General features: G+C 45.9%; 12 protein-coding genes and 1 pseudogene. 7 read left to right on the top strand and 6 right to left on the bottom strand.

The genetic code is table 11. From position 1 onward, the window contains the following. Positions 1–100: 100 nt before the first annotated feature. Positions 101–199 (top strand): annotated as a pseudogene (locus PAEAM_RS12675) (LuxR C-terminal-related transcriptional regulator); the annotation flags it as partial. Between the two features lie 200 nt (positions 200–399). On the opposite strand, the gene PAEAM_RS12670 reads toward PAEAM_RS12675, so the two are convergent. Next, on the bottom strand, positions 400–789 hold the full coding sequence (locus PAEAM_RS12670; protein ID WP_100527775.1) for an aspartyl protease family protein: 390 nt from the start codon (positions 787–789) through the stop codon (positions 400–402). Further along, positions 786–1046 (bottom strand): hypothetical protein, encoded by a 261-nt coding sequence (locus PAEAM_RS12665; RefSeq protein ID WP_036605854.1) that lies wholly within the window; start codon positions 1044–1046, stop codon positions 786–788. The genes PAEAM_RS12670 and PAEAM_RS12665 overlap by 4 nt, the downstream gene beginning before the upstream one ends. A gap of 170 nt (positions 1047–1216) precedes the next feature. On the opposite strand from PAEAM_RS12665, the gene PAEAM_RS12660 reads away from it, so the two are divergent. Then, positions 1217–1756 carry a DUF4303 domain-containing protein gene (locus PAEAM_RS12660; protein ID WP_100527774.1) on the top strand — a complete coding sequence of 180 codons (540 nt, stop codon included), beginning with the start codon at positions 1217–1219 and terminating at the stop codon, positions 1754–1756. Between the two features lie 242 nt (positions 1757–1998). On the opposite strand, the gene PAEAM_RS12655 is transcribed toward PAEAM_RS12660, so the two are convergent. After that, positions 1999–2250 carry a hypothetical protein gene (locus tag PAEAM_RS12655; RefSeq protein ID WP_243391337.1) on the bottom strand — a complete coding sequence of 84 codons (252 nt, stop codon included), beginning with the start codon at positions 2248–2250 and terminating at the stop codon, positions 1999–2001. Between the two features lie 209 nt (positions 2251–2459). On the opposite strand from PAEAM_RS12655, the gene PAEAM_RS12650 reads away from it, so the two are divergent. From PAEAM_RS12650 to PAEAM_RS12635, 4 genes are all read left to right on the top strand, one after another. Then, on the top strand, positions 2460–3323 hold the full coding sequence (locus PAEAM_RS12650) for a MurR/RpiR family transcriptional regulator (protein ID WP_100527773.1): 864 nt from the start codon (positions 2460–2462) through the stop codon (positions 3321–3323). 9 nt (positions 3324–3332) lie between these two features. After that, positions 3333–4061: a glucosamine-6-phosphate deaminase gene (nagB, locus tag PAEAM_RS12645; protein ID WP_100527779.1), complete on the top strand. Its 729-nt coding sequence runs from the start codon at positions 3333–3335 to the stop codon at positions 4059–4061. Next, on the top strand, positions 4058–5278 hold the full coding sequence (nagA, locus tag PAEAM_RS12640; RefSeq protein ID WP_100527772.1) for an N-acetylglucosamine-6-phosphate deacetylase: 1221 nt from the start codon (positions 4058–4060) through the stop codon (positions 5276–5278). Before nagB ends, nagA begins: the two co-directional genes overlap by 4 nt. A gap of 164 nt (positions 5279–5442) precedes the next feature. Beyond that, entirely contained in the window at positions 5443–5814 is a 372-nt protein-coding gene (locus tag PAEAM_RS12635; protein ID WP_036605859.1) for a hypothetical protein, read from the top strand. Positions 5815–6421: 607 nt separating this feature from the next. On the opposite strand, the gene PAEAM_RS12630 is transcribed toward PAEAM_RS12635, so the two are convergent. The 3 genes from PAEAM_RS12630 to PAEAM_RS12620 form a co-directional block, all read right to left on the bottom strand. Beyond that, positions 6422–8008, bottom strand: a complete 1587-nt coding sequence (locus PAEAM_RS12630) for an oleate hydratase (protein WP_100527771.1) — start codon at positions 8006–8008, stop codon at positions 6422–6424. A 155-nt stretch (positions 8009–8163) separates the two neighbouring features. Next, positions 8164–8799: a TetR/AcrR family transcriptional regulator gene (locus tag PAEAM_RS12625; protein WP_243391336.1), complete on the bottom strand. Its 636-nt coding sequence runs from the start codon at positions 8797–8799 to the stop codon at positions 8164–8166. Between the two features lie 1058 nt (positions 8800–9857). Further along, positions 9858–11213 carry a dipeptidase gene (locus PAEAM_RS12620; protein ID WP_076253298.1) on the bottom strand — a complete coding sequence of 452 codons (1356 nt, stop codon included), beginning with the start codon at positions 11211–11213 and terminating at the stop codon, positions 9858–9860. Positions 11214–11428: 215 nt separating this feature from the next. Here PAEAM_RS12620 and PAEAM_RS12615 point away from each other — a divergent pair, with 215 nt between their 5' ends. Beyond that, positions 11429–13834 carry an AraC family transcriptional regulator gene (locus tag PAEAM_RS12615; protein ID WP_100527770.1) on the top strand — a complete coding sequence of 802 codons (2406 nt, stop codon included), beginning with the start codon at positions 11429–11431 and terminating at the stop codon, positions 13832–13834. Positions 13835–14148: the final 314 nt, after the last annotated feature.

The following is a 14148-nucleotide window of genomic DNA, read 5'->3' as shown; positions in this document are numbered from 1 at the left end:
GTAAACTTGATCCTGAAAAAATTAGTTTCAAACATTACAGTTGATAAAGCAAACAATGTTGAGATTCATTCCGTATTGGGTACGCTATAGTTTTTTGTGTGTTTCAAACCATATTTCGAATGTGATGCAGAAACTCAATGTTAAGGGTCGTTCGCAGGCAGTTGTCGAGCTGATTAAGCTTGGAGAACTGAAGATTTAGTTGCGAATTACAGTTAGGATTAAGTAGCAGCATGAAAGCCTTTCTCTATTCTTTGTCATGAAGAATGGGGCAAGGCTTTTTTGCTGTGGTTTATAGTTTGTTACATCAGATGATCCGCTGTTCCGGGATTGAGTCACCCAACCATGGTGTACAAAAATAAGCCACGCAACGACAACCATCAAAGGTTATCATTACATGGCTTATGTTGAAAATTGAACATCCATTAATTCAAAGTCGACTTTGCATGAGGCTCTCATCATAAAATCAATGCCAATGATTCCGTCAAAACCATAAGGTTCTTGAATTGAACCAAGTTGAATTGGAAAATCAGTCAAAGTAATATGCTCAATATGAAGATTGGGAATGTGCTGTTCATAGCAGATTTCGCTCGTTCCACCTACCCCATACATTCGCTTAGCTCGTCCATTAATAAAATCAATCTGTATACCTACTGCAGCTAATGCATCGGTATCAAACACAGTTGCTGCACAGCCTGTATCAAATAAAATATTATGCAAAATGATAGTTTGTTCATTGTGGCTTATGGTCAAGGATACGATAGGTAAGCCTTGCTGTAGTTGTAGTTTCATGTTCGTTGCCGCACTCCTGAGAAAAATTCCTCTACAACCTCAACATCGCTTCTGCTCGTATGAAATACATATAACTCGCGTGTCGGATGGAGCTTGTGCAGTTCTTTATAACCGCTCCAGGCTTCTTGAGGATTATCATAGTTTTGAATAACCGCTATATCCTCTAGTTGACGGACACGGTTGCTGGAACTTGCCTTGATTGCTTCCACAAGCACAAAACGATCTGGGTGTAATTCAGTAATCTCTCCCCATTTCATCGGCGTCACCTCGCTTGGATAGTCGTATTTTTATTATAGCATAGTTGTTTAAGGGTGTAGGAAGTAAGCACGTTATTTGTAATTATGTGGTACCTTGTAGTTATTGAGAGACCTATATATTATGAACCAATTGAATCTTAATCTACATTGATAATGAAAGGATGAGCTAAATGGACGGTTTCTTAAATGAATTTGAAAACCAATTTCGAGCGGGTTTTCTACCCGATCTGGAACAAACGCTGGCTAAGGTAGAGCACGAGAAAGTATATGCTTGTGCCTTTGGAACAGACAGTGATTGGGTAACGCTGTTCATGGCGGTAAATACAGAGGAATCCCTGGCTAGGCATATTGTGAGTATGAAAGAGCAAGGGCTATGTGATAGTGAGGAGGACGAGATCTATTACAGATGGGGCTGCTCCGAATATCAATATGGCGAGGATACACACTTTAACCACATCAGTCGATTGTTGTATGCAACAGAAGATGTCCAGAAGTATAAGGATGAGATCATTCGAATCATCGCCAAAGTTGTGAATGAGACAGCAGATGACGTTTTCGCCCGATATGGACAAACCAAAGCAGACATTACGTTTTTCGTTTCTCTCACAGATGATGATCTGGCGGAGGAAATTGAAAATCAATCGGTCCATCAAATGACTGTCCCCAGCTTAGCCAGTAAGTTCTTAAAACGATATGATGGCATCAATTAGAACGAGCTAACTTAGTTAAATTGAATCAAAATGAATTGAATCGTTGTACCGCGAAAGTCTTTCCTATTCTTTATCCAAAGAAGGGAAGAGGCTTTTTTTGTTTTAGCGTGAAAAAATGAAACAACCGAATCCATAATAGTTTATCACTTATAGATTCCTATTCATTTGAATGAAACTTCTCCATCTTTTCTTCGAAAAAGACTGATAAAAGAGCTGCTCCAATTCCTCGAACTCTGCTTCGTTCAGATGAAGATGGAGTTCTTTTTCGCAATTTTGGCGGCAGGCTGGGAAGAAGATTTTCGGCCTCCGGCTTTTCGTTTGATCGGAATATGAAATTGCAGCAGGTCTTCGAGCTGATTCCAGCCTTCCCAACTCAGCCGACCTCCGCGTTTCCAGTCGATAGCATAGAGGGCATAATAGGCGTGTCCTTCTGTTTGTTTGGAAGCCATAATCCAGATGGAAGGAATGAGCTTTTCCTGTTGTCTTCGATTCATTAGAATTGCACCCCTCTCGATTCTCAATATAAAGGACATCAACTATGCGTATCAAGCAGGTGAGGGTCTATACACGCTCAGATCATTGCAAAAGTCATGTTAAATTCCTCTTGATTTGCAGGATCGTCTTGATTAGAATAAAGTTATAAAAATGATTTTCTTAATTTATTAAAAATAAATAAAAATAATTTTCATAAAGCGAGGTCCTCATGGCAGCCATATTACGTGCGTTGCAGCAAGAACTGAATAACCTTCCGGCTCAGGAGCGACGTATTGCCGAAGTCATTATGCAATCTCCATCGGACATTCCCGGCTGGACGATTAGTCATCTGGCAGAGCGGAGTGGCACAAGTGCGGCGACGGTAACCCGCTTTTGCAAGTCGTTTCATTTCAAAGGTTTTCCCGATTTCAAAATGAAACTCGCCGCAGAATTGTCCCACGCATCCGATGAAACGGCGTATCAGGATATTGTAGCGGGCAATTCCCTATCCAAAATTGTTGAAGCTATCGAAGCCAACCACCTCGCGTCTATTGCAGATACCACCCGTTTGCTGGATTTGGGCAGATTGGAGCAAGCCGTTCAATTATTGTGCCAGGCTCGCCGCATCGACCTGTACGGTGTGGCCACCTCTTCGATTGTTACACAGGATTTCTATCAGAAACTGGTGCGGATCGGCAAGAGCTGTACGGCTTTCTCCGACTCACACATGCAGATTACATCCGCATCTTCGCTCGCCGAGGGAGATGTGGCGATGGCCGTATCCTATTCAGGCGAAACACCAGAGACCATCGATGCCCTGCATTGTGCCAAACAGGCCGGAGCTTCTACGATTTCACTGACTTCCTATGGCAGTAACAAGCTTGCAACTGTATCCGATATCCCACTCTTTACGTCCTCTCTGGAAGAAGGCATGAGGCGTGGAGATATGGCTTCCCGTATTGCACTCCTGCATGTGGTCGATATTTTGTTCACAGGCATGGTAAGTGCCGACTTTGACCGTTTTATCCCCAGACTGGAACAATCCTATCACAATGTGCAATCTTATCGAGTCCAACACAACGGAGGTGCCTGACAGATGAAGATGAATATACGCATTTTTGAAAATGAAGAAGATTTGAACGCCACAGGTGCTGGCCTCATTGCCAGCTTGTTGCAGACCAAACCACGGGCTGTATTGGGGCTTGCTACAGGAAGTTCTCCTGTAGGCATATATAAACAGCTTATCACGTTATATCAGAAGGGGCTTGTCAGCTTTTCACAGGCTTCTTCTTTTAATCTGGATGAGTATGTTGGACTTCCAACAGAACATCGCGAAAGTTACCGCAGTTTCATGAACGAACAATTATTCAATCATATCGATGTAGATATTGCTAGAACGCAAGTGCCTGATGGTCAGGCTGCAGATCTGGAACAGGAATGTAATTCCTATGAACAACGGCTGGACGATCGTGGACCGGTAGACCTTCAACTGTTGGGTATTGGACATAATGGTCATATTGGCTTCAATGAACCGGGAACTGAACTTACAGGACGAACGCATGTCGTGGATCTGAAAGACGAGACGCGAAAGGCAAACGCACGCTTCTTCGACAGCATCGATGAGGTTCCGGCTCAGGCGATTACAATGGGTGTCGGTACCATTTTAAAAGCCAAACAGATTCTGCTCATTGCCCGTGGAGAGGAAAAAGCCGAGATTATCCGGGAAGCCTTCATGGGGCCAATCACAACGGCCTGTCCTGCATCGCTTTTGCAATGTCATCCGAATGTGGTGGTATTGCTAGACCGTGCGGCTGGGAGGCTGGTGAGATGACCGAGGAGAATAGCCGTGTTAGTGGGAGCCAGCGTGATGAAAATATTTCGCTTCTTCGGGGCAAGCTGCTCCTTGCAGATGAAATATTGGAAGACGGTGTAATAGCCTGGAGGGATGGGAAAATCCTCTATGTCGGGATACCGGAAGGTCTTCCTGAACGGATTCGGAGCGAGGCTTCGCCGCTGTCAGTACCAGAACGTGGTCTCATTGTGCCTGGATTCATTGATATCCATGTGCATGGTGGGAACGGAGAAGACTTTATGGACGCAAGCCCGGAGGTGTTGGACAAGATCACTTCTTTCCATAGTACGCAGGGGACCACAGCGATGCTTGCGACTTCCATGACGGCTCCGAAAGAGCGCCTGGACAGCGTACTTGCTGAAGTCGACCGCTATCGTTCGAGTGAAATGCCATATGCACAGCTTGAGGGTGTGCACCTGGAAGGTCCGTTTTTTAGTCCGAAATGGCCTGGCGCGCAAAATCCAGAACACATCATTCTGCCTGATGTTTCTTGGCTCGAAGCATGGGAGAAGCAATATCCTGGCCTGGTCCGTCAAGTTACATTAGCACCGGAACGTGAAGGCGCGCTGGAAGTCATTTCATGGCTGCGAGAACAACGGATTACAGCGGCACTCGGCCATACAGATGCGACCTATGAAGAGGTGGAGCGGGCAGTGGAAGCCGGACTGCATCATGCGGTACATACATTCAATGCCATGACACCGTTGCATCATCGGCTACCCGGGGCTGCCGGAGCCGTGCTGAGTGATCCGCGCATCAGTGCTGAGGTGATTGCCGATGGTACTCACGTACACCCTGCGGCGATCTCGATCCTCTCTCAGCTGAAGCAACATGATGATCAACTCGTGTTGATTACAGATGCTATGTCTGCTACGGGATTGGATGATGGGGAGTACAAAATCGGCGACCTGCCCGTAATTGTGAAGCATGGCGAGGCCAGACTTAAGGACGGCGGCGCACTGGCGGGAAGCACACTGACGATGATACGTGGTTTCCGTTACCTGGTACAGGAAGTGGGCATGAGCCTGAACGCTGCATCACGTGCAGCAAGTCTGACCCCGGCACGCCTGCTGGGTATTGATCACCGGACAGGTTCCCTGGCTCAAGGCAAGCAGGCAGATATCGTTTTACTGAATGCGGAGCTGGATATTGAGGGTGTGTGGGTCAAGGGCAGACGGATCGGCGAGTCATATTAGATATAGAAAATTAGTATCGTGCTAATAACTCTCAATTGTGATGCATCAGTCTTCGGAGTTAAAACTTGGCTTTTATCTGTGTAGAGGCAACACCTTGCACAATATGTTAAAATAGATCTCAAAAAGACGGGATCTGCGGATCACGCATAACGGAGGCGTGAAACATGGAACGTAACGCTATGCTCGAACATGATCCGTTCATCACAGTGCTGGCGGAGAAGTTGCACATACACGGATATTATGCCTTTTATGGCGAGCATTACAATGAGACCGATATGGAGCTGTACCGCAGGCATCTGTTCACATCATTCAGCAACATCGTATGGGTAGAGCTGGATGCACGCAAAAAGTATATGATTGTGGATCATCGTGGACGCAACACAGTCATGAAACTGATCGAGGGTATGCTGAATACACGTAGAACGCTGCGAGCAAATCAGGCAATGACAGGTACGGACACCTCTGGAGTCCAGCAGGAGATCACACATTTATCCAAGCTAGTGCACATGCTGAAGTTCACAACATTCCGCACTTAAGCGAAGTGTGATATGTAGGCTGTAATAAGCGGCGTGAGTAGCGCTAACGAATCTGTGAAGCCTTATTCCAATGATTTGGCAGTCATAGAAAATGTAACGAATCTCAGATACGCTATTTAGTACAATTTAGTGATATTCTGCTACCCAAACATGCTTACAGCACAAATAAAGTGTCTACGATTCGTTAGATTTTCAAACCTGCGAAATTTCAAGTAATAAGGTTTGTGAGGTTCTTTAGACGACAGTTGGCAATCTCGATGAAAGCTATGGGTTGGACTTAGATAGTACACGAGTAAACGAAAGAGAGAGTCCTGTCATAGCTGACTGAACTCTCTCTATTTTCTTTATACAACGACTAATCAGTTCAGCAACAACCATATTCACTCATTAACTCGTTCAACGGGGATACAAGCTTCTGAAGTTGACTCATGTAGTAACTCATATCTTACTAACTTGGCACTATCCGTAGAATTAAGATAACAAAGCTTCCTAAAGATCACAAAGTTACTCACCGAATTCTATAGATATCTCCAAAGATCTATCCCTATCCACAGATCCATCCAACATTCCTTCATTCATCTAATGTCTGAATCCTCATGAAAAGTGGTCATCTAAACGAAGTCACAAAACTGCTGAACAGCGTCCGGACATCATACTGATACTGGTTGATCGGCTCAATTGGACGATTTTCTCCAAGTAAAGTGTATACCGCGATTCGTGCTGCTCGGACCGAATATTCTTCTGTGAATACCACGTCATCGGGAATTTCGCAGAATTGGCTGATGAAGGCCAGATTGGTGGAGCCTTCAGGTACAACCTTCGGTCTGTCGCTGTTCAGTCTAGGCATGAATTGCGCTGTAATGTAAGGCATCATGCATGGAATGCAGTTGGCGGTATTCATGATCTCCTCTTGATGTTCCTGGAAATGAAGATGGCCGATCAACTCCTGCATAATCTCTTCCCCGGTACAGTCGCACATTCTTTTCTTCACGTAATCGCCCACGTTATCCCGGGATAATCCGTATCCCCAGAATACGTTGACATGCTCCGGCTGACCACGGAAGTGCGGCTGGAAGGCGAGAACGACAGACATGAACCAGCTGGAATCCTTGAAAGTAACCAGAGCACCGGTACCTGCCCGGTTGCGTGTGAATTTCTCCATCAGATCAAAGAAGACCGAATCCTGGAAGGTGACCGTAAACGATTCCCATTTGGACTCATCCACATGATCATTAAATGAAGAAGGATTGCCCAGCAACGGTTTCTTGGCGGCAATGTTCTCCCACAGCTTCCATGAGCTGCCCTTGCCGTTCAGTTTCGGTGCGGAAGTCATGGAGCCGATATCGGCCCCTTCGGTCATCGAACCGTTTGTGACAATGACGAGATCACCTTCGAGGAGGTCAATGACTTCCTCTTCACCTCCCCTGAGCACATGCATCCGACTTACTGTAATGCCGTCGCCCTCTTTGAAATCCAGATCAGTAACTGTGCATTTCAGTGTGAAATCTACGCCAAACGGTTCCAGGTAGTTATGCAATGGCAGGATTATCGAGTCATATTGGTTGAACGGTGTGCGGGTGACACCTTCCAGCGTCTGAATTCTTGGGAATTCGTGAAAAAAGCGAAGCATGTATCTTTTGAATTCCACGGCGCTGTGCCAAGGCTGGAAAGCGAAGGTGGTCGCCCACATATACCAGAAGTTCGTTTTGAAAAAGTGAGGGCCAAACCAGTCGTTGATTCGCAATTTACCCAGCGTGTCTTCAGGAGTAATAATCAGTTTGCCCATCGCCAACCGGTCCGCCATATCAAAACCCATGGAGAGCACATCTTCGACCTTACCGTCACGGTTAATGAGCCGTGCATTGGAATGTGTGGGATTGGCATCGTCAAATTCGGTGATTTCCTGTCGGACAGATATGCCCGGACGGTCGATGGAAGGGATGGAAGCCAGCAACTCCCACAGATTCTCATAGGCCTCGTCATTGAGCATCCGTCCGCCGCGGATGATATATCCTTGATCGGGATTACCAGCACCGTCATTGCTGCCGCCGAGAATCGGCATTTCTTCGATAATGTGAATATGTTCTCCGGGAAAGTCACAATCTCTAACCAGATAAGCTGCACCCGCCAAAGATGCAATGCCGCCGCCTACAAAATAGACCTGTTTATTACCATGTTCTTTCTTCACGATCATTCGCCTCCAAAAGTTACTGTAATCACATCCCTAATGTAAACCTTGCAGGTCCCGTAAGGTATGATTAAAAGAACGGGAGTGTCCATTTTTTGGTCACTTGTAGTAAAGTGTCTAAAACCTAGGCATAGATCACATGTGAAAAAAGCCGCGCATCCTTAAGTGGATGGCAGCTTATTCTCATACCTGTGCAGTGCTCTCAGGACATTGCCTTCGATTAGCTCACTGAGCTTCTCAATAATCTGTTTTGGCGGTTCTTGCATGTTGCCCCTCATCCATTGAATGATCAGCCCGGTGAAAGCCAGGGTATAAAAGTTGGCGACAAACTCTTTGTCTTCACCGCAGACCTTAATCCCACAGGCCAGCTCATCAATAACACCCATGATCAGATCATGGGTTACTTCATAGAGGTATACATCCAGGTGGGTATGCCCGAGCGAGTTGAGTGTGTTGCAGCAGAACGTTTTGTTGTTCTCGATGTAACAAAAGATTTTATAGAATCCGTCCGTCCATGTGCTGTAGCTTCGGTACTCCGTAAGACTCTCCACCGCTTCAGTCTGATAGATCCACCCAAGCAGCGCGTAAATATCCTGAAAATGATAATAAAAGGTTTGCCTGTTCACGCCGCAATGATCAACCAGATGTTTGACCGTAATTTTGTTCAGTGGAGTATGCTCCATCAGTGATTTAAGCGAGTGAGCCAGCGCATTTTTGGTCAGGTGAGAAGCAGACACAACATTCACCTCATCATTTTGGATTAGCTTGCCGGGGCGCAACAGCACGTAAACACTCATGGCAAAAGCCCCGCGCCGAAGTCGCTAAGCACAAACAAGTCAAAATGCAGGAATCCCGAAAGACCCTCCCATCCACAAAACCCCTTTAGCTATCAACATCTTCGTTACCCGATCCACATCATACTCCATAAGGTTCATTCTAAGTACTGAATATCAATCGATTCAAACAAAACTCCAAAGGCCAACGCTTGAGTTATCTCTATCAAAACCCTTAAAAGTTAGCCGTCGTCTAAAACCAGTCACAATAAAGTAGCCCAGTCAGGGTAAAAGCTGAAACCTAGTGAAGGATACCGATCAATCTAAAAAAACGGCCGATAAGCCGTCGCGTATGTTATCTCCCATACACTAAACCATTAAAACTGAGACTACGTCTATAAAATCAGTCATAGGAACAACGATAACGAAATGATCGAGAAAAAAATCGAAAAAGTGTTCAGTAGCCCATCGTTAAGGTAATCTATCACACTAACCCATCAAAGTGAGACCCAATCCTTCGAAGCAGCCGCGATAAGGCTACAACGTAACGATCGCGACAAAATCCAAAGAAACGGCCTATAAGGTCACCATGTTGTTAGCTCTAATACACTAACCCATTTAAAAGTAAGTCTTCATCGTCTCCATAATAAAAAGCAGCCATCAAAAAAACTACAATTTCACCAAAGAACCAAAGAACCAAAGAACCAAAGAAACAAGAAACAAGAAACAAGAAACAAGAAACAAGAAACAAGAAACAAGAAACAAAATCAAAAAACCAAAGAAACAAAATAAATAACAAAAAAGACGACCCGAAGGCCGTCCTTTTGTTCTCCCCATTACACTAACCATTCAATAGTTAGGCTCAATCCTAAAATCAGTCATGCGAGAAGCTGCAACGTAGTGAAGGGGACGAAATCGATTCTGAAGAAGCGGAGCGTTCGCCTTTATCGTCGGATTTTACCCTTTGAGAAGGGGAATCCAAAAAAATTCGACGATAACAGCGATCTAAAGAACGATTCGGCCCCGGAACGTCCACTCAGCACGCCCTCATGAACTGGTTTTAACACGATGAGCCCTAACTATTACAAACTCTTCAAAAACTGAACAATCGTCAACAACCCTTTATCAAAGTTCTCCAGGTTGAAGTGCTCGTTCGGTGCATGAAGGTTCTCATCCGGCAAGCCAAAGCCCATCATAACAGCAGGGATTTCGAGTACACGTGAGAGTTTCTCAACAATCGGAATGGAGCCGCCATCTTTGGTAAAGAGGGCACGAACGCCATACACGTGCTCATACGCATCTGCTGCTTTTTGCAGAATTGGATTGGAAGGATCGGTGTTGAAAGCAAAAGCTTTCTCGATCTGTTTCACATGCAGCGTTGCACCTGGTTGAACGTGAGCACGCAGATGTGCTTCGATACGATCCAATACATGTTGTGGATCTTGATCCGCCACGAGACGGCACGTAATTTTGGCATGAGCTTCCTTCGGAATAACCGTTTTGCTGCCTTCGCCCTGGAAACCACCCCATACGCCGTTGAGTTCCAATGTTGGACGAGCGCCTACACGTTCCACGAACGAGTAACCTTCTTCGCCGTACAATTGCTCCAGCCCAAGGTCTTGACGAAGCTGTTCTTCATTGAAGCCTTGTTTCACAAATTCTTCTCTCATCTCAGGAGACAGTGGCAGTACGCCGTCGTAGAAACCATCTACACTTACACGGCCTTGCTCATCATGCAACGAAGCGAGCAGGGATACGAGTGCGTGCAGTGCGTTAGGTACACCACCACCAAATGAACCGGAGTGCAAGTCGGTATTGGCTGTGTTCAGATCTACGTGAAGCGAGCAAAGGCCGCGCAGGCCTGTAGAGATCGCCGGTTTACCTTTTTCAAGCAAGGACGTATCCGAGATTAGTATCATGTCTGCACGCAGCTTGTCTGTATGTTCATTCAGATAGATGGGCAAGTTCGGGCTGGAGATTTCCTCTTCGCCTTCAATGCAGAACTTGATGTTAACTGGCAGTTCTTTGTTTTCGGCGAGAATGGCTTCTACTGCCTTGATATGTAGGAAGATCTGTCCTTTGTCATCCGTTGCACCACGGGCATACAGCTTGCCATCACGAACGGTAGGTTCAAAAGGAGGTGTCTCCCACAGGTTAAGCGGATCAACAGGTTGTACATCATAGTGTCCATAGATCAGAGCCGTTGGTTTGCCGGGTGCATGCAGGTGATCTGCATAGACAATCGGATGTCCAGCCGTTTGAATGACCTCTACGTTTTCCATGCCTGCACGTGTGAGCGCATCTGCTGCCCATTGTGCTGCACGATTAATATCCTCTTTATGCTCTGAAATGGCAGAGATACTTGGAATGGACAACCATTCATTCAGTTCTGCCAGGTGTTTTTCTCTATTTTGTTCAAAATAAGTCTGTTCTTTCATTAAAAAGGCCTCCTTCATGTTTGCTATATCTCATTGTAATCCATTTTGTCATGTTAATAAAACATTGGTTAAAAAAATGATCGGTTACAGATCGTTTCATTCACCTGAGGATTGTGCGTATAATACAAGAAAAGGATTTCATCCATATATTCTCAGGGGAGTTGAGGAAGTTTCCATGACAGTCAGACTCGATGCAAGCAGGCAGGTGAGCAGCGATGGAACCGACTAGGAGCGATCGAATATTTGGCAGATTCAAGCGGTTATCCGATTTGAAGGCTGGAAGGCATAAAGGACGATTTTATCGAAACAGCCTCATGCTTATTTTACTCATTGCCAGCATTCCCGGACTAATCACAGGTATCGTCATGTATCAACAGGTTGTTGGCCGGATGGAAACCGAGTTCAATCAGATGCACCAGAACCAGATTGAGAACCGGGCACGCAATGTGGATGACCAGCTGGCTTATCTGGAGATGAACTTATCCCATTGGGCTTTTGAACCGAGGTTTGGCAATGCACTGCGAACGCTGGATTTTGTGTATTATTTTAATGAAACGCAGGAGATTGTGACTACCTTATACGTATTACAAGGTTCTCATCCACTGATCAAGTCAGCACAGCTGTATTTGCAGGAACCGAAGCCAATCTTGTTTAATCGGGATTATACCGAATTGAACGATGAAGCGAAAGTACAAGCCTATGATCGATACCTTTCCATGGGGAACCACGTGTACTGGACAGATTGGATTTCCAGCATCAACAGTGATACCGAACCTTCGACCAACGATAGTCCACTGCATACGGATGCAGGCAATGCACTGGTTCTAGTACATAAGATACCGGGGGAGAGCATTAATCCGTTTGGTGCACTGATCATCACGCTGGATAACGAAAAAGTCGCCAGTTTGTTGAAAACGCTTACTCCATACGACGAAGGGTTAACGTTCCTTATGGATCAGGAAGGAAACACACTGGTTACCGGGAATCCGGGAACGGCGGGAGAGACTTCTGCTTTTGAGCAGCAGCTAAAAGAAGAAGTAGCCCTGCATACGGGCAGCCGCTCATTCCTGTTCCGATATGAGGATCAGACCTATTCTGTCTCATATGGCTCATTGAGTCGGATCGATTCAGACTGGACTTATGTCTCCGCAGCACCTTTGACCTCAGTCACTTCGCCAGTCAAACTGGTATCCAAAATCATCGTCATTGCGAGTGCAGGCAGTCTCATCCTGGGATTGTTGTTATCCTGGTTTGCTTCCCGCCGCATCTATTCGCCTGTAGCACGGATGCTGCATCTGCTTACGCCTGGCAGAAACGAAACAACACTAACGGATGCCAAGCTGGACGAGTTTAAGCTGCTGGAGCAACAGTGGAACGAATTGACCTCCCGCAGTGTCACAGCACATCGCCAATTGCAGGAACAGCTTCCCCATCTGCGCGACAGTTTTGTCTTACAACTTGTACAGGGGCACCTATATGCCTATAACGAGCAGGATCTCCAGCAGCGGATGCGTAATCTTGGCTTTGAACTGGAGGGCCAGCAGTTTTTGCTGGTGCAGATGTATTATACGGGGTATGAGCAGCTGCAAGGCAGATTTGGAAGCCAGGACACGGGATTAGTCACCTTTGCAGCAGTGAATATCACTCAGGAAGTGGCGAAAAATTATTTCAGACAGATCAGTGTCATGAACTTTCATGACCTGTCTTCCGCCATGCTTGTGATTGCTCCCCAGGACGAACCTGTGAAATCACAAGCGCTGTTATGGGGACGGGAACTGGTGGAGGTCATTGGACGTACGCTCAAAATGAAGGTGACCTTGATGGTCAGTCGCCCGGCAGCTTCACTTCAGGAACTGCCCGGACGATTCGTCGAGATGGAACAGGCCGTGGCTTATCGCAGTGTGGAGGAAGGAAGTCAGATTCTCGATCTGGAGGATGAGGCGTGTTTCCGCAGAAATGAAGCAGCTTCCTATCCGCTTGGGCTGGAACGGGAATTGTTACAGGCGGTCAGGCTGGGCAAACAAACCGAAGCGGAACGTGTGCTGGAACAATTCATGAGTGAGATTACGCGGACGGGCAGTACCGAATTCCAAGTTCAGCAAATGATGCTTCAATTGCTCGGCAGTATTCAGCACATGATGCTGCAAACGGGTGTCACACCTTATAAGCTGTTTGGTGGTTACAACATGTATGAGCAACTATCCGGTATTCGTGAACCTGTACAGATGAAGCAATGGATGATGAATGAGGTACTCATACCTTATATACAAGAGGTTGAGGTACGATCGCAGGAACCGCTGAAACTGGTGGTGGAACGAACGATGTTGTACATCGATACACATTACCGCAGCGACATTTCGCTGGAGAATTGTGCTGACGAGGAGCAGATGACACCCTATGCACTGAGCAAGGCATTCAAACAGGTATCGGGCATCAATTTTATTGATTATCTGACACGTGTGAGAATGGATGCGGCGAAGCAATTGTTACGGGAGACAACGATGAAAATCAATGATGTTGCGGCGGCTGTGGGATATCAGCATAGTTACTTTAATCGGATTTTCAAGAAACAGGAGGGAGTTACCCCGAGTCAGTATCGCGATCAATGGTTTGGACAATAACCTTTTATATCTTTGTCAGTTCAGCCCGGCATTCAGCTTTAACGGATGTCGGTTTTTTCTTTTTTTTACCGTGATACAAAGAAGGATAAACCTGCAAAAATGTGCAATTCTACCTGCTACGTTATGTGCAATTTCTTGTGAAAATGGCGTTATAGCGGGCTTTCCGAACATCATGCCGTAGTGATGCAAAAAATGAAGGTTGCCGGAAAAAGATCGGCTGTATAGTCTGAATAACAGATGAATTGATAACGCTTACATCTTTGAGGGAGGGGAGACATGATGAACGGGAAGACGGACTGGAATACCAACGGCAC

The sequence above is a fragment of the Paenibacillus sp. GM1FR genome (assembly GCF_002803315.1).
Taxonomy (GTDB): Bacteria; Bacillota; Bacilli; order Paenibacillales; family Paenibacillaceae; genus Paenibacillus; species Paenibacillus amylolyticus.
This window is presented reverse-complemented; position numbering and strand designations above follow the sequence as displayed.